Here is a 14,814-nt window from a genome sequence, read left to right on the forward strand (position 1 = left end):
AAGAACATGACCAAGCCCAACGCACTGTCTGTGGCCGTGGAAATGGCCACCCGCCAGCGCGACGAGGCGCGCCGCGTGCTGCAGCATGCCCAGGGCGCGCAGCGCGCCGCCCAGGACCAACTGCAGGTGCTCCAGGGCTATGCACAGGAGACCGAGAGCCGCTGGGGCATGCGGGCGCAGGCCACTGTCGCCCCCGAGGTGATGTTCCACCACTACCACTTCATGGGCCGGTTGGACCATGCGGCAGGGTTGCAGTCGGGCGTGGTGGACGACCATGCCCAGCGAGTCGCCTTGGCACAGCAGCAATTGCGCGACGCCGAGGTCCGGTTGGCCAGTCTGCGCAAGCTGCTGGAAAAGCGACAGATGGAAGCCCTCCAGGCGCAGGCCCGGCGGGACCAGAAGATGACCGATGAGCGTGCCGCCTTGCGGCATCGGTCGTCCGCCCACGGCCATTGAAGGCCCAGGAGAAAAATCATGGAAACCACACGTGTTCCCGGACAACCCGCCCACAACGCCGCAGCCATCGCTCGGCAGAAGCCCGGACAGCCTCCGACTGGCGACGACAGCGCGGCGGCCGGGGGGTTTCTCGCCTTGCTCGCAGCGATGGGGGGGGACGAGGGCGCCATCACCGTGGCAGGCAACGAAGGCTTGTTGTCGCAGTCCGATGGCACCACTCCCCAGGATAGCGTGCCCACCTCGGCCGAGATCGCGCAGGGCCTGTTGCAGGCGGGGTTGCTGGCGCAGCAGGGATTGCCTGCACAGCCAGCGGGTGTGCAGGGCGCGGTGCCGTTGGCGGGGCAAGCCGGGAGCGGTGCTTTGCCGGCAGCGGTGAATCTCTTGGGCGCCGAGGGAGGCAATCTGTCGGGCGTGCTTGCACAAGTGCTGGCAGACGGCCTCGTAGCCCAGACGACACGCATGGATGCAGCCGTGGCGGGGGGGGCGGTTCTCTCTGCCGAGGGCGGCGGTATAGCGGCGGCAAAGTCGTCGGCAGGCCTGTGGGGCAAGGGCGCAGCAGTCGTGGGCGCGGCGCTTTCCTTGCAGGACAGGGCACTCACTGGCAAGGCGGGTGCCACCAAGCTGGCGGTGGCCGGTGGCGGTGATGGGGCCGTTGCGCCGTCCGCCAGCGCTGTGGCGCCTGCGGTCTTGCAGGCGCAGGGCGCTTTGTTGGGTGGGGCTGGTGGGCCACGTGAGGCTGGCCCTGTGCCAGTTGAGGCGCTGGATCCGTCGGTCGCAGGCGGCGCTGCCGTTGCTGCTCCCCATTCCACACGTTCCCAGGAGCAAGGGCAGAGCCTGGGGCAACAACAAGGTGGCGCAGCCCCTGGAACCGAGTTGGGCTCCACGGAAGCCGCGCAGCTGCCGGGCGCAGAAGCCTCTTACGAAGCGGCCATGGTGGCCGCCGAGGAGGCCTTGACCGAACAGGTGACGTACTGGGTGAACCAGAACCTGCAGAAGGCCCAGCTCACGGTGGAGCATGAAGGGGGCCTGGTGGACGTCAGCGTGGCCTTGCAGGGCAACGAGGCGCATGTGTCGCTCATGGCCGACCAGGCGCAAGCGCGCGATGTGCTGGATGCAGACCAATCCCAACTGCGTGAGCTGCTGCGCCAGCAGGGCCTGGAGCTGGCTGGTTTGACCGTGGGCCTGTCCGCGGGACGCCAGGGTGGTCAGCAGGAGCGGTCACCCGGGCAGTCGGGCCAACCCTCGGGGACTGCTGCGCGGGCGGGTGAGGCGGGCACCACAGCCCGGGTCGGCGTCCGTGTGCTGACCGATCGCGCCGTGGATCTCTTCGTCTGAGCCTCTGGCATCACGGGCGGGGGGGCAGGCACGCGCAGCACCCCAGAATGCCGTGGTTTTGCCGTTTTATTCTGGCTATCATGCATTGGCATGTGCCCAATAATGGGCCATGCCTGCGGCATTGACGTTGCTCCAACGCGCCGCAAGTGCCTGTACCTGAAGCTGGGAACCACAACGTGTCCACCAACGCACCTGCCGATACCGCCAAGAAGCCCGCCAAGAGCAAGAAGCTGCTGATCATTGTCGGCGCGCTGGTGTTGCTGCTGGTCGTAGGTGGGGGCGGTGCCTTCTGGTTTCTCAAAAGCAAGGCCCACAGCGAAGAGGGCGAGGAAGCGCCTGCCAAGGCTGCCGAGCCAGCAACGCCTTCCGTGTTTCTGCCTTTGGACATGTTGGTGGTCAACCTGGCGGACAACGGGGGCGAGCGGTTTGCCCAGTTGGGTATTACCTTGGAGTTGGCGGATCTCAAGACCGAAACCCTGGTCAAGCAGAACATGCCCACCATACGCAATGGGGTGTTGCTGCTGGCTTCGCAGCGCACGGCCGAAGAGCTGCTGACGCGTGAGGGCAAGGAAAAACTGGCGAACGACATCTTGCGTGAGGTCTCGCGACCGCTGGGTTTTGAAGTGGCCAAAGCCAAACCCAAGGATGCCGAGGCCGACGATGCGGAAGAACGTCCCCGCGCGAAAAAGGCGGCCAACCCGGTGCGACGGGTGCTGTTCTCCAGCTTCATCATCCAGTGACCTGCACAGGAGTACGCCATGAGCGAATCGTTCTTATCGCAGGAAGAGGTCGATGCCCTCTTGGAAGGGGTCACGGGGGAGAGCCAGAAGACCGAGCAAGAGGTTCTCGAAAACGGGGAGGTGCGCAACTACGACATCTCCAGTCAGGAGCGCATCGTCCGTGGCCGCATGCCGACGATGGAGATCGTCAACGAGCGGTTTGCACGCAACTTTCGCATCGGCCTGTTCAACTTCATCCGCCGCAGTCCTGAAATCTCGGTGGGTACGGTGGCTGTACAGCGCTACAGCGCCTTCTTGCGCGAGTTGGCGGTTCCCACCAACTTCAACATCGTCGCCATCCGGCCGCTGCGCGGCAGCGGACTCATTGTGTGCGAGCCCTCGCTGGTGTTTGGTGTCATCGACACCTTGTTCGGGGGCGTGGGCAAGTTCCAGACGCGTATCGAGGGCCGGGATTTTTCACCCACCGAGCAGCGTGTCATCAACCGCCTGGTCGATGTGATCTGCACCGAATACAAGAAGGCTTGGCACGGTATTTACCCCTTGGAGCTGGATTACCAGCGCTCCGAGATGCAACCCCAGTTTGCCAACATTGCCACGCCCAGCGAGATCGTGGTGTCCACGGCGTTCCAGCTGGAAATCGGCGATCTGTCAGGCGCCATCCATGTATGCATGCCCTACGCCACGCTGGAGCCCATCCGCGATGTGCTGTATTCGTCCACCCAGGGCGATTCGATCGAGGTGGACCGGCGCTGGGTGCGTGTGCTGTCGCGCGAAATCCAGGCCGCTGAAGTCACCCTGGTGGCCGAGCTGGCCAAAACCGATACCACCGTGGAGCAGTTGCTCGCCATGAAGCCCGGCGATTTCATCGAGCTGGATCGCCAGCCGCGCATCCGTGCCTCCGTTGGTGGGGTTCCTGTGTTCGATTGCCAGTACGGCACGCACAACAACAAATACGCGATCCGCATCGAAGAGTGCCTGCGCACTGGCGATGCGGGCTGGATGGGAGAGAAGAATGGCCTCTGAAGAAAACCCCGACAACAAGCCCGGCGACGCCGCAGACGACCCTTTTGCCGATTGGGCCGAGGCGCTGGAGGAGCAAAAGCGCACCGAAGAGTCGGGTGCCGCTGAGCAGGGCGGTCCGCTGACGGGTGGTGCGGCCATGCCCTTTTCCGGGGCCAGCAATGACGCGCCCACCCAGGACATCAACATGGTGCTGGACATTCCGGTCCAGTTGTCTGTGGAGCTGGGGCGCACCAAGGTGCCCATCAAATACATTCTTCAACTGGCCCAGGGGTCGGTGGTGGAGTTGGACGCGCTGGCCGGCGAGCCCATGGACGTGCTGGTCAACGGCTACCTCATCGCCCAGGGCGAGGTCGTGGTGGTGAACGACAAATTCGGTATCCGCTTGACCGATGTGGTGACCCCTTCCGAGCGTTTGCGCAGGCTCAGCCGTGGCTGATGGAGCGATGACCCAGGCGCTGGTCGCCGTAGTGCTGTTCATGGCGGCCATGGCCGCCTTGCCCTGGCTGGTGCGGCGCTTGCAGCAGCGCCAAGCCGGTGGCATGGCCGGTGGGGGCATGGTGTCCAAGGTGGTATCTGCCGTGGCCGTGGGTCCGCACCAGCGTGTGGTGACCGTGGAGGTCGGGCCCGAGAACGCCCGCACTTTGCTGGTGTTGGGCGTGACGGCGCAGAACATCCAGTGCCTGCATGTGCTCTCTGCACCCGCCGCGCCTGTGCCCGCGCCGGACTTTGCCCGCGCCCTGCAGGAGCAGACGCGCATTCCTGCGCCACCGGAGCCGCACCATGCGCCGTGAAGGGTGGCGTGCCATTCGTGTCCTGACGTCGCTGGTGCTGTGCACCTGGCAGGTGTCGGCCTGGGCGCAGTCGGGGGGCAGCCTGCCGGTGCTGGTGGGCTCTGGCAGCAACGGCACGAGCTTTTCGGTGCCTATCCAGACGCTGTTGTTCTTTACGGCGCTGTCGTTCCTGCCGGCCATCTTGTTGATGATGACGGGGTTCACGCGCATCGTGATCGTGCTGTCGCTGCTGCGCCAGGCGCTGGGAACACAGTCGGCGCCACCCAACCAGGTGATCATTGGTCTGTCGCTGTTTCTGACTTTTTTCGTGATGGGGCCGACGCTGGACAAGGTGTACCAGGACGCCTACCTGCCCTACACCAAGGACGCCATCAGTTTTGAGCAGGCCGTCGATCGCGCCCAGGCGCCCATGCGCAGCTTCATGCTCAAGCAGACGCGCCAGTCCGACTTTGCCTTGTTTGCGCGGCTGGCCAAGCTCGATGCGTCGGTTTCCGCCGAAACGGCGCCCATGCGGGTATTGATTCCGGCGTTTGTCACCAGCGAGCTCAAGTCCGCGTTTCAGATCGGTTTTTTGATCTTCATCCCTTTTCTGGTCATCGACATGGTGGTGTCCAGCATCCTTATGTCGCTGGGCATGATGATGCTCTCGCCCGTGCTGGTGGCACTGCCCTTCAAGCTCATGCTCTTTGTGCTGGCCGATGGGTGGAACCTGCTCATTGGCTCGCTGGCGGCCAGTTTTGTCACTTAGGAACTTTGTAGGAATGCAGCCATGACGGCCCAGATGGTGCTCACGATCGGCAGCGATGCGCTCACGCTGCTCCTGATGATTGCCATGCCCGTGCTGGGCGTGGTGATGGGCGTGGGTCTGGTGGTGAGTATTTTCCAGGCCATCACCCAGATCCATGAAGCCACGCTCGCCTTTGTGCCCAAGCTGGTGGCCGCAGTGGCGGTGTTTGCCATTGCCGGACCGTGGATGGTGACCACGCTGGTGGACTACATCCGGCGCACCATCGAGTCCATTCCCTCGGTCATCGGCTGAACACCGCGCGTTCCGCTCCCGCGCCATGATCACTTTTGCCGAATCGCAACTGGTGGCATGGATCTCGCCCATCCTCTGGCCGTTTCTGCGTGTGCTGGCGCTGTTCTCGGTGGCGCCGCTGTTTTCCATGCGTGCCGTGCCCATGCGCGCCAAGATTGGCCTGGCTTTCTTCGTGGCGCTCTGCGCCCAGGCCGTGTTGACGGATCAGCCGGTGGTGTCGATCAACGGCCCCCAGGCCTTGGGTGCCGTTGCGCAGCAGGTGGCCGTCGGGCTGGCCATCGGCTTTGCCATGCGCCTGGTCTTTGCCGCCGTGGAGCTGGCGGGGGAGGTGGTGGGCCTGCAGATGGGCCTGAACTTCGCTGCCTTCTTCGATCCCACCACCAACGCGCAGGTCAGCGCTGTGGCGCGGTTCTATGGTTACCTGGCCATGCTGCTGTTCGTGGTCATCAACGGCCACCTGATGGTGTTGATGGCGGTGGTTGAGAGCTTCCAGCGTTTTCCGACCGACGGCAACTTCCTGCAGTCGCTGCAGCAGATGCGCTTGCACGAGATGGGCGCCGCACTGTTTTCCAGCGCCCTGTGGATTGCGCTGCCCATGATTGCGTTGCTGCTGTTCGTGAACCTGACCATGGGTGTCATCTCGCGCATTGCGCCGCAGATGAACATCTATGCTGTGGGTTTTCCGGTCACACTCAGCGTGGGTCTGCTGGGCATTGCTGCGACCCTGCCCATGCTGGAGCAGCCTGTGCTCACGTTGTTCCAGCGGGCGTTGGATACGATCGGTTTATAGTCGAAATGCTATAAAAATCATAGCTACTAGCTCTTGTAAATAGGGCGCTATCGCCGTATTTATTCTGTAACTATTACACCAGTGCGTTGCGGATGGCGTAGGCCGTGAGTTCGGCGTTGTTGGTGAGTTTGAGCTTTTCCAGCACGCGCGCGCGGTACACGCTCACGGTCTTGGGGCTGAGCATCAGTTCCTCGGCGATTTCCGACAGCTTGCGGCCGGAGGCGATCTTGAGCAGGGTCTGCAACTCCCGTTCCGACAGCGTGGTGTGCAGCGCTACGTCTTCGGGCTGGGCAACGCTCTCGGCCAGCATCTGGGCGACTTCGGGCGTCAGGTATTTGCGTCCATGGGCCAGGGTGTGCACGGCCTCGATCAGCGCCACCGGGTCAGCGGCCTTGCTGGCATAGCCCTGGGCACCGGCGCGCAGGCAGCGTACGGCGTACTGGTCTTCCGGGTTCATGGACACCACCAGCACTTTGATGGACGAGTGTGTCTCCTTGAGGCTGGCCAGCACCTCCAGTCCGCTGCGGCCGGGCATGTTCAGGTCGAGCAGCAGGATGTCGCAGGGTGCGGTGCGCAGCGCTTCGCGCAGCTCGGGGTAGCTGCCTGCTTCGGCGGTGACTTCGATATCGGGGGACTCGGCCAGGGTGTCGCGGATGCCGCGGCGCACCACGGCGTGGTCGTCACACAGCACAACGCGGATCATGGGACTTCTCCAGAGTCTGGCAGGGGGTGCAGGGGCACCGAGAGTATCACCGAGCTGCCCTGGCCAGGACGGCTGCTCACATCCAGCCAGCCGCCCACGGTCCGTGCACGTTCGCGCAGTCCCTGCAGGCCGAAGGACCGGGGCCGGGCCGGAGCGGCGGGGTCGAAGCCCCGGCCGTTGTCGGTCACTTCCAGTGTCAGCACGTCCTCGGTATCGGTCAGCTCCATGCGCACACTCGTGGCCTGGGCATACTTGGAGATGTTGGTAAGGGCTTCCTGCGCGGTGCGGTAGGCCACCAGCTGCACGGCGTCGGTCAGATCCATGCGCGCGCTGCACAGTTGCAGGGTCACAGCGATACCCGTGCGCTGGCCAAAATTGTCGGCCAGCCATTGCAGGGCGGCCACCAGCCCCTGGTCCAGCATGGGAGGGCGCAGGTTCATCATGATGCGCTGGCTGGCCCCCAGGGCGTGCTGCAGCATGGCGGTGGCGGCTTGGGCGTGCTCCTGCACCGGTGCCTGTTGCGCATGGCGTCCGATCCAGGACAGGTCGAACAGAACGGCCGTCAGTGCGCCGCCGATGTCATCGTGGATTTCGCGCGCGATGGCGGCGCGCTCCTGCTCGATGGAGGTTTGCAGGTGTTCGGTCAGCTCGGCCAGGCTTTGGCGTGACATGGCCAACTCCGCTGCGGCGCGGGCCTGGGCCTTGCGGGCGTTGTGTACTTCCAACGCCCGTTCAATGACGTGGGGCAGGCGGGCGAGGTCGTCCTTGAGCACATAGTCCGCCATGCCCTGGCGGATGGCCTCTACCGCAGCGGCTTCGCCAATGGCACCGGAAAGCAGGATGAACGGGGGGGGATCGGAGTGCTGGGTCAGCAATGCCCAAGCGTCCAGCGCGGTAAAGCCGGGCAGATGGTAGTCCGCCAGCACCACATCGCAGTCCATGTGGTCCAGTGCATCCTGAAAAGCCTGCAGGGTATCGACGGCCAGGATGTCTGCGTTCCAGCCTGCACGGCGCAGCGTCAGCCGGGTCAGTTGCTGATCTGCGGGCGAGTCCTCCAAATGAAGGATGCGCAAAGTTGTATCTGTTGCACCATCTTGCATGGTTAGGGCTATCATAGGATACAAATTGGTACAAACAACGTTGTCGGTCCTCTGGTTCGGAGAGCGTAAGCGATGGAATGGGCCAGGGGTGCCACTGGTGTGGCAGGGCTTCGGGTTTTACTCGTAGGGCGGTGAGAGAGATTCGTGTATCTTGTCACCATCAGCGGCAATGGAGGAGCGATGGAATCAGAGCCAACAAGTCCTGGGGGTCCGGAGGTTCGCCTGCCTGTGATGGTGGCTGCCGAAGTGCAGGATTCGCTGCTCGTGGTCATGCATGACCTGCACCGCCTTGAAGGGCTGATCAGCCATGCCACGGACAACCTGTTGGAGCGCTTTGGCGTTGCCAATCAAAACCTGACCGAGTCCAATGTGGGGGATTCACCGGAACTTCAGGCGGCCCGCGAGGCCCTGCGCAGCGCAGTCACGGAACTGCAATTCCAGGACATGGCCTCGCAATTGATCTGGCACACCACCAAGGTGCTGCAGTCTTGTGCTTTTCGACTGGCCGCAGAATCCATGGGCCAGGAGGATGGAGAGGAAGCGGCGTCCTTTGTGGAAATGGCGCCGGATCGACCCAATCCTGTGACCCAGAGTGAGATGGATGCGGGCTCCATCGATTTGTTCTGATGGCAGACAAGCTCGCAAACCCCGATATATTCAGCAACCAATAAGACCGTTGGAGCAATAAATGCATTCGATCCTCGCCGTAGATGACTCTCCGTCCATGCGGAAGATGGTTTCTTTCACCTTGACGGGTGCCGGCTACCAGGTGGTCGAGGCGGTCGATGGACAGGATGCGCTGGAAAAGGCGCAGACCCACCACATCGACCTCGTGCTCGCCGACCAGAACATGCCCCGGCTCGACGGTATCGGCCTGACGCGCAAGCTGCGGGAGGACCCGCGGTTCAAGACCATTCCCATCCTTATCCTGACCACCGAATCGAGTGATCAGATGAAGCAGGCTGGCAAGGCTGCGGGCGCTACCGGCTGGCTGGTCAAGCCCTTCGATCCGAATCGCTTGATCGAAGTGCTCAAGAAGGTGATCCGCTGATCGGCGCGGTCGCAGGCGGCACGCACACAGGAGTCCCCCATGGCAGAAGTTCACCAAGAAGGTGCAGGCGCCGATTTCGACCTGTCACAGTTTTACCAAATCTTCTTTGAGGAGGCGGCCGAGAATCTGGACCAGATGGAGCAGATGCTGCTCGATCTGGATTTGGAGCAGGCCAACGACGAGGAGCTCAACGGCATATTCCGTTGCGCCCATTCCATCAAAGGTGGAGCGGCTACCTTCGGATTCGCCGATGTGGCCGAGTTGACGCACCAGATGGAGTCTCTGCTCGATCGCCTGCGGCGCCATGAACTCCAGCCCATTCCTCAGATGGTGGATGTGCTGCTGGAGTCTGCTGACGCGTCTCGCAGCCTGTTGGCGCGGCACCAGTCCGGCGCCCAGGATGAGCCGCCTTCGACCGCAGATCTGGTGCAACGTATCAGCGTGCTTGCCGCAGGGCAGGTGCCGGTGGAGACGGCCAAACTACAGGCCGTTGTGGCAGCACCAGTGCCCGTAGCGCCAGTACCGGCGCCGGCAGCGCCAGCGGCGCCTGCGGCCAAGCCCGGTGTTCGGTCCTTGCAGATTCGCATTGGACCGGTCGAGCGAACGGAGCAGGCTGAAGCCATCAAAGAACTTTTCCGAGACATTCCCGGCCTTGGGACCATTGCCGATGTGCCTGGCGACAACCCCTCGGTGCGGGTGTTTGCTGTGGAGACCTCGTCCACAGACAACGATCTGTTGGACCTGTTCGCTTTCCACGTCTCCAAGGAGCAGATACAGATCCAGGATGCCTCGGCACCTGCAACAGCTCCCTCCGCCCCCGGCTCGGAAGAGAGCCCTGAACATGGCGCCTTCGGCTTCTTTGCAGATGCACCTGGTGCGCCAGGCAGCAAACCCGCCAATGCCTTGGGGGCCATTGAGCCGACCTCTGCAGTCACACGCATCGCACCCAAGCCTGCCGTGGAAGCCAAGGCGGGATCCCAGGCACAAATGGAGTCCAACACCATTCGTGTCTCGGTAAGCAAGGTGGATCAGTTGATCAACCTGGTGGGGGAGCTGGTCATTACCCAAGCCATGCTTGCACAGAACAGCCAGGGGTTGGACCCGGCCGTGTATCAGCAGCTGCTTTCTGGTTTGGCTGATCTGGATCGCAACACCCGGGATCTCCAGGAATCGGTCATGTCGATTCGCATGATTCCCATGTCCATCGTATTCAGCCGATTCCCTCGCATGTTGCGTGATTTGGCCAACAAGTTGGGCAAGAAGGTGGAGCTGGTGACCCTGGGTGAGGCGACCGAACTGGACAAGGGCTTGGTTGAAAAAATCACCGATCCTCTCACGCACTTGGTGCGCAACAGCGGGGATCATGGAATTGAAATGCCCGCAGAACGCCTTGCCAAGGGTAAGTCAGAGCACGGCACTATCACGCTGTCCGCATCGCACCAGGGGGGCTCTATCGTCATCGAGGTGCGCGACGATGGGCGTGGCCTGTCACGCGAGAAGATCCTCAACAAAGCCCGCGAGCGGGGGATGGACGTGTCTGACCAGATGAGCGATCAGGAAGTCTGGCAACTCATTTTTGCACCAGGCTTCTCCACCGCTGACACTGTGACGGATGTGTCCGGGCGTGGCGTGGGCATGGACGTGGTCAAGCGCAATATTGCAGCCCTCAATGGCACGGTGGAGATCGATTCCTCTGAGGGCTACGGAACCAAGGTGTCTGTCCGTCTGCCACTGACCCTTGCCATCATGGACGGCATGTCGGTGGGTGTTGGCGACGAGGTGTACATCTTGCCCTTGTCGTCCGTGGTCGAGTCTTTCCAAGTCAACCCCGATGATGTCAATACCGTGGCCCAGGGCTCGCAACTGGTGAAGGTGCGCGAGGAGTACATGCCCGTCATTGCGGTGGAAAAAGTGTTCGAGGTGCCACGGTTCGACATGGACAAGTCGAGCAACATCATGGTGGTGGTCGAAGACGACGGTAACCGTGTCGCTTTGCTGGTCGATGAGCTGCTGGGGCAACACCAGGTTGTGGTCAAGAACCTGGAATCCAACTACCGCAAGGTACCCAATGTGTCTGGGGCGACGATCCTGGGGGATGGGCGGGTTGCCTTGATTCTGGACATTGGCGGCTTGGTCAGGCGCGCGCGCCATTGAGGCGCGGAGCTGGTTTGAATGCACTCAAGTGAGGAGGAATTCCCATGAACGTGATGGAAAAAAACACTGAAACGACAACCACGGGTGCACGTGAATACCTGACCTTTCGCTTGGATCAGGAAGAATATGGCATCGACATCCTGAAGGTACAGGAGATTCGCGGCTATGAGCCACCAACGCGCATTGCCCATGCGCCGGCGTTCATCAAAGGGGTGGTGAACCTGCGTGGCACCATCATCCCGATCGTGGACATGCGCTTGAAATTCAACTGCTCCAAGGCTGAGTACAACAGTTTCACCGTGGTCATCATCCTGAACCTGCGTAACCGTGTAGTGGGGATCGTGGTCGATTCCGTCAGCGATGTGATGGAGCTTTCAGCGGAGAGTATTCGTCCGGCACCGGACATTGAAAGCGTGATCGACAACGATTGCATCATGGGCCTGGGTTCGGTGGGCGAGCGCATGCTCATTCTGTTGGACATCGAAAAGCTGATGTCTGGCTTGGACATGGGGCTGGCATCGGCGAGTTGAGGTACAGGGGCTGTGCCACGGCACGGCGCCTCCACACCTTCTGCGTATGACCCGAGCGGTCGCCCTTATCGGAAAGATCCAGCATGTTGCGCCAAACAGATGCTTCTGCAGAGCTAGCACCCGAGCGCCGCAGGCCAGCGCGTGAGCCTGCTGCGTCCACTGCAGGTCCTTTGGCCCAAGGCCGGGAGTTCGTCTGGACGGATGCTGATTTTGCGCGGGTCAAATCCCTGATCTACCAACGTGCAGGGATCAGTTTGCATGACGGCAAGCACGCCATGGTCTATAGCCGTTTGTCGCGCAGACTGCGTGAGACCGGACATACCAGTTTCAATGATTATTTGGGGTGGTTGGAATCTCACGACGGGAATGAATGGCAGGAGTTTGTCAACGCGCTGACCACCAATCTCACATCATTCTTCCGAGAGTCTCATCACTTCGACATTTTTTCGGCGCATCTGCGTTCGCGGCCCGCTGGTTCGCCCTGGAGCGTCTGGTGCAGTGCGGCATCCACGGGCGAAGAGCCATATTCCATCGTGATGACGGCGATGGAGGCCTTGGGAAACAACCCTTCCTTCAAGCTGACCGCCAGTGATATCGATTCGCGTGTCTTGGCTACTGCAGCCCAAGGGGTGTACCGGCTTGAATCCATCAAAGGTTTGAGCCAGGAGCGCTTGCAGCGCTTCTTCCTGCGCGGTAAGGGCAGCAATGCGGGCATGGTCCGTGTCAAGCCTGAACTGGGCCGCATGATCGATTTCATCAGCGTCAATCTGATCCGCGACGATTGGCCGTTTCGTGAGCCTTTCGATGTGGTTTTCTGTCGCAACGTGATGATTTATTTCGACGGACCGACGCAGCGTCGTGTGCTGGAGCGGATTCACAGGGTTCTCAAGCCAGGGGGCATGCTGTTTGTGGGGCATGCAGAGAACTTCAGTGAGTCCCGCGATCTTTTCACCCTGCGAGGCAAGACGGTCTATGAGCGCCGTTAAGTGCCGCAACTACTGTCCAGTCCACTACTTTTTATAAACGCATCCATTCCGGTCAACACCATGTCGAACGCGCCACCCCTCCATGCCTCCGGGATGCCTGACCGTCGCCGCGCACCGCGCATTGCGCCTCTGTCTCCCGATATCTATCCCACCAGTGCCTCCCCAGCGCCTCGGGTGGCGCTGGATGAGCTGAAATCTCGCCCGGTCAAGCCAGGGCAGGCTTCGTTCTTCTTCTTCGATCATCATTTCCAGTACAACGCAGTGAAGGTGCTGCCGGGCGAGTACTACGTTTCTCACGAAGATCTGGTGATCATGACGGTGTTGGGTTCATGCATTGCCGCCTGTCTGTGGGACAGTCGCATGCGTGTGGGCGGTATGAATCACTTCATGCTGCCGGAGGGGGATTCTTTGGATGTGTCGGGGAGATACGGCTCCTACGCCATGGAGCTGTTGATCAACGAGATGCTCAAGCTCGGTGCGCGCCGTGAGACCATGCAGGCCAAGATTTTTGGTGGAGCGCAGGTTATGCACAGCTTCACTACCATGAATGTGGGCGAGCGCAATACCCAGTTCGTGGTCAACTACCTCCACACGGAGCGCATCCCGGTGGTTTCGGAAGATGTTCTCGACATCTATCCGCGCAAGGTGTGCTTTTTCCCTGTGACGGGCAAGGCCATGGTCAAGCGGCTGGCACACGCTCACCCCGAAGAGCTGGTGGCGCAGGAAAAGCGTGGCAATGCGGCCACGGTTGCCACTGCCACTGCGGGCGGGTCTGTGGACCTTTTTTGAACTACAGGGATTCGATGAGCAAGAAGATACGAGTGGTGGTGGTGGATGATTCTGCGCTGGTTCGCAGTCTCCTGTGCGAGATCATCAATCGCCAACATGACATGGAGTGCATTGGCACCGCCAACGATCCGCTCGTGGCGCGTGAGATGATCCGAGAACTCAATCCCGATGTCATTACGCTGGATGTCGAGATGCCGCGCATGGATGGCATTGATTTTCTCGGCCGACTTATGCGCCTGCGACCAATGCCGGTGGTGATGATCTCCACGCTGACCGAGCAGGGGGCCGAAGTGACCCTTAGAGCGCTGGAACTGGGGGCGGTGGATTTTGTCGCCAAGCCTCGCGTGGGTGTGGCGACGGGCCTCAGTGACCTGGCGGGACAGATTGTGGACAAGATCCGTGTGGCTGCTGTGGCGCAAGTGCGCAGAGCCTCCGCGCGGGATCCTGCGGCCAGTGCGGTGACAAGTGGCAATCCAACCACGCCTGCGGCCGGTTTGTTAGGGCGGCTCTCGACGGAAAAGGTGATCTTTATCGGCGCATCGACGGGGGGAACAGAGGCAATCAAGGAAATACTGGTGCACATGCCTGCCGATTCTCCGGCCATCGTGATCACGCAGCACATGCCCGCAGGTTTCACCACCAGTTTTGCTGCTCGACTCAACAGCTTGTGCCAGATCACTGTCAAAGAAGCAGTGAATGGCGAGCGCATTCTGCCAGGCCATGCCTATATTGCTCCGGGGGGAAAGCAATTCCATATCAGCCGCAGTGGAGCTAACTATGTGGCCGTGGTGGATGATAGCCCCCCGGTCAACCGTCACAAGCCCTCGGTAGAAGTCCTGTTCAAGTCAGCTGCGGCAATGGTGGGCCGAAATGCCTATGGCGTCATGTTGACGGGAATGGGCGCGGACGGTGCAACAGCCATGCGCGAGATGAAGGATGCTGGCAGTTACAACTATGTGCAGGATGAGGCCAGTTGTATCGTCTTTGGAATGCCCCGTGAGGCCATCGCCCATGGTGCTGCGGATGAAGTACTGCCCTTGAATCAAATTGCGCCTGCCCTGGTCGCACGCCTGCGCAGTCAGTCCGACAAGGTCATGCACCGGATCTGAGTCTCAGTTTGTCAGGAGGGTCGAGCGATCCAGGGGGTGCATGGTGAGTGAGGCATTTCCGTGATACACTAGTGGGCTTCGCTGCTTGGAGCTGACGGTTTTGTTGGATTTGGGCGGTGGGGCAAAAAAGTTCCTTGTGACTTGAAAGTTGGTTAAAAACCGATGTACAATGCAAGGCTTCGCTGAACAGAAGGTTGCTGCTTGCGGTGGTTCTGGTT

The 14,814-nt window shown here is 61.3% G+C and carries 18 protein-coding genes; 16 read left to right on the forward strand and 2 right to left on the reverse strand.

What is annotated here, in order from left to right; all coding sequences use genetic code 11:
* Positions 1-6 precede the first annotated feature (6 nt).
* The 9 genes from fliJ (at position 7) to fliR (ending at position 6,174) form a co-directional block, all read left to right on the forward strand.
* Complete coding sequence (gene fliJ / locus MJ602_RS15645; protein ID WP_243021704.1) at positions 7-456, forward strand: flagellar export protein FliJ; 450 nt, start codon at positions 7-9, stop codon at positions 454-456.
* A gap of 18 nt (positions 457-474) precedes the next feature.
* Positions 475-1,791 carry a flagellar hook-length control protein FliK gene (locus tag MJ602_RS15650; RefSeq protein WP_243021705.1) on the forward strand — a complete coding sequence of 439 codons (1,317 nt, stop codon included), beginning with the start codon at positions 475-477 and terminating at the stop codon, positions 1,789-1,791.
* A 176-nt stretch (positions 1,792-1,967) separates the two neighbouring features.
* The gene (locus tag MJ602_RS15655; protein WP_243021706.1) at positions 1,968-2,531 is read left to right on the forward strand and encodes a flagellar basal body-associated FliL family protein; all 564 of its coding nucleotides are present in this window, start codon (positions 1,968-1,970) and stop codon (positions 2,529-2,531) included.
* A gap of 18 nt (positions 2,532-2,549) precedes the next feature.
* Complete coding sequence (gene fliM, locus MJ602_RS15660) at positions 2,550-3,554, forward strand: flagellar motor switch protein FliM (protein WP_243021707.1); 1,005 nt, start codon at positions 2,550-2,552, stop codon at positions 3,552-3,554.
* Entirely contained in the window at positions 3,544-3,990 is a 447-nt protein-coding gene (gene fliN / locus MJ602_RS15665; RefSeq protein ID WP_243021708.1) for a flagellar motor switch protein FliN, read from the forward strand. The genes fliM and fliN overlap by 11 nt, the downstream gene beginning before the upstream one ends.
* A 7-nt stretch (positions 3,991-3,997) precedes the next feature.
* Positions 3,998-4,345: a flagellar biosynthetic protein FliO gene (locus tag MJ602_RS15670; RefSeq protein WP_162015218.1), complete on the forward strand. Its 348-nt coding sequence runs from the start codon at positions 3,998-4,000 to the stop codon at positions 4,343-4,345.
* The gene (gene fliP / locus MJ602_RS15675; RefSeq protein WP_242455275.1) at positions 4,335-5,093 is read left to right on the forward strand and encodes a flagellar type III secretion system pore protein FliP; all 759 of its coding nucleotides are present in this window, start codon (positions 4,335-4,337) and stop codon (positions 5,091-5,093) included. Before MJ602_RS15670 ends, fliP begins: the two co-directional genes overlap by 11 nt.
* Before the next feature lie 21 nt (positions 5,094-5,114).
* Positions 5,115-5,384 (forward strand): flagellar biosynthesis protein FliQ, encoded by a 270-nt coding sequence (gene fliQ / locus MJ602_RS15680; protein WP_162015219.1) that lies wholly within the window; start codon positions 5,115-5,117, stop codon positions 5,382-5,384.
* A 25-nt stretch (positions 5,385-5,409) separates the two neighbouring features.
* Positions 5,410-6,174, forward strand: a complete 765-nt coding sequence (gene fliR / locus MJ602_RS15685) for a flagellar biosynthetic protein FliR (protein WP_243021709.1) — start codon at positions 5,410-5,412, stop codon at positions 6,172-6,174.
* Positions 6,175-6,247: 73 nt separating this feature from the next.
* Here fliR and MJ602_RS15690 read toward each other — a convergent pair whose 3' ends face one another.
* Both MJ602_RS15690 and MJ602_RS15695 read right to left on the reverse strand, forming a co-directional pair.
* Positions 6,248-6,877 (reverse strand): response regulator, encoded by a 630-nt coding sequence (locus MJ602_RS15690; RefSeq protein WP_162015221.1) that lies wholly within the window; start codon positions 6,875-6,877, stop codon positions 6,248-6,250.
* A complete protein-coding gene (locus MJ602_RS15695; RefSeq protein ID WP_423246720.1) occupies positions 6,874-7,992 on the reverse strand; it encodes a hybrid sensor histidine kinase/response regulator in 1,119 nt (372 codons plus the stop codon). The genes MJ602_RS15690 and MJ602_RS15695 overlap by 4 nt, the downstream gene beginning before the upstream one ends.
* A 165-nt stretch (positions 7,993-8,157) precedes the next feature.
* Between MJ602_RS15695 and MJ602_RS15700 the strand changes: the two genes are divergently transcribed.
* The 7 genes from MJ602_RS15700 (at position 8,158) to MJ602_RS15730 (ending at position 14,596) form a co-directional block, all read left to right on the forward strand.
* Positions 8,158-8,604: a hypothetical protein gene (locus tag MJ602_RS15700; protein ID WP_162015223.1), complete on the forward strand. Its 447-nt coding sequence runs from the start codon at positions 8,158-8,160 to the stop codon at positions 8,602-8,604.
* Positions 8,605-8,665: 61 nt separating this feature from the next.
* Positions 8,666-9,028 carry a response regulator gene (locus MJ602_RS15705; protein WP_162015224.1) on the forward strand — a complete coding sequence of 121 codons (363 nt, stop codon included), beginning with the start codon at positions 8,666-8,668 and terminating at the stop codon, positions 9,026-9,028.
* Between the two features lie 39 nt (positions 9,029-9,067).
* On the forward strand, positions 9,068-11,182 hold the full coding sequence (locus tag MJ602_RS15710) for a chemotaxis protein CheW (RefSeq protein WP_243021711.1): 2,115 nt from the start codon (positions 9,068-9,070) through the stop codon (positions 11,180-11,182).
* Between the two features lie 44 nt (positions 11,183-11,226).
* Positions 11,227-11,712, forward strand: a complete 486-nt coding sequence (locus MJ602_RS15715) for a chemotaxis protein CheW (protein WP_162015226.1) — start codon at positions 11,227-11,229, stop codon at positions 11,710-11,712.
* Between the two features lie 86 nt (positions 11,713-11,798).
* Complete coding sequence (locus MJ602_RS15720) at positions 11,799-12,698, forward strand: CheR family methyltransferase (RefSeq protein WP_423246721.1); 900 nt, start codon at positions 11,799-11,801, stop codon at positions 12,696-12,698.
* Between the two features lie 60 nt (positions 12,699-12,758).
* Positions 12,759-13,487, forward strand: coding sequence for a chemoreceptor glutamine deamidase CheD (gene cheD / locus MJ602_RS15725; protein WP_162015228.1), 729 nt, complete (start codon positions 12,759-12,761; stop codon positions 13,485-13,487).
* Between the two features lie 14 nt (positions 13,488-13,501).
* Positions 13,502-14,596 carry a protein-glutamate methylesterase/protein-glutamine glutaminase gene (locus MJ602_RS15730; protein ID WP_243021713.1) on the forward strand — a complete coding sequence of 365 codons (1,095 nt, stop codon included), beginning with the start codon at positions 13,502-13,504 and terminating at the stop codon, positions 14,594-14,596.
* Positions 14,597-14,814 lie beyond the last annotated feature (218 nt).

Origin of the sequence: Simplicispira sedimenti, from assembly GCF_022760965.1 — a bacterium.
Classification (GTDB): Bacteria; Pseudomonadota; Gammaproteobacteria; order Burkholderiales; family Burkholderiaceae_C; genus Simplicispira; species Simplicispira sedimenti.

Coding starts and splice junctions, on each gene's coding strand:
- fliJ (WP_243021704.1), top strand. CDS start 7: ATGACCAAGCCCAACGCACTGTCTGTGGCCGTGGAAATGGCCACCCGC.
- MJ602_RS15650 (WP_243021705.1), top strand. CDS start 475: ATGGAAACCACACGTGTTCCCGGACAACCCGCCCACAACGCCGCAGCC.
- fliM (WP_243021707.1), top strand. CDS start 2,550: ATGAGCGAATCGTTCTTATCGCAGGAAGAGGTCGATGCCCTCTTGGAA.
- fliN (WP_243021708.1), top strand. CDS start 3,544: ATGGCCTCTGAAGAAAACCCCGACAACAAGCCCGGCGACGCCGCAGAC.
- MJ602_RS15670 (WP_162015218.1), top strand. CDS start 3,998: ATGACCCAGGCGCTGGTCGCCGTAGTGCTGTTCATGGCGGCCATGGCC.
- fliP (WP_242455275.1), top strand. CDS start 4,335: ATGCGCCGTGAAGGGTGGCGTGCCATTCGTGTCCTGACGTCGCTGGTG.
- fliQ (WP_162015219.1), top strand. CDS start 5,115: ATGACGGCCCAGATGGTGCTCACGATCGGCAGCGATGCGCTCACGCTG.
- fliR (WP_243021709.1), top strand. CDS start 5,410: ATGATCACTTTTGCCGAATCGCAACTGGTGGCATGGATCTCGCCCATC.
- MJ602_RS15690 (WP_162015221.1), bottom strand. CDS start 6,877: ATGATCCGCGTTGTGCTGTGTGACGACCACGCCGTGGTGCGCCGCGGC.
- MJ602_RS15695 (WP_423246720.1), bottom strand. CDS start 7,992: ATGATAGCCCTAACCATGCAAGATGGTGCAACAGATACAACTTTGCGC.
- MJ602_RS15700 (WP_162015223.1), top strand. CDS start 8,158: ATGGAATCAGAGCCAACAAGTCCTGGGGGTCCGGAGGTTCGCCTGCCT.
- MJ602_RS15705 (WP_162015224.1), top strand. CDS start 8,666: ATGCATTCGATCCTCGCCGTAGATGACTCTCCGTCCATGCGGAAGATG.
- MJ602_RS15710 (WP_243021711.1), top strand. CDS start 9,068: ATGGCAGAAGTTCACCAAGAAGGTGCAGGCGCCGATTTCGACCTGTCA.
- MJ602_RS15715 (WP_162015226.1), top strand. CDS start 11,227: ATGAACGTGATGGAAAAAAACACTGAAACGACAACCACGGGTGCACGT.
- cheD (WP_162015228.1), top strand. CDS start 12,759: ATGTCGAACGCGCCACCCCTCCATGCCTCCGGGATGCCTGACCGTCGC.
- MJ602_RS15730 (WP_243021713.1), top strand. CDS start 13,502: ATGAGCAAGAAGATACGAGTGGTGGTGGTGGATGATTCTGCGCTGGTT.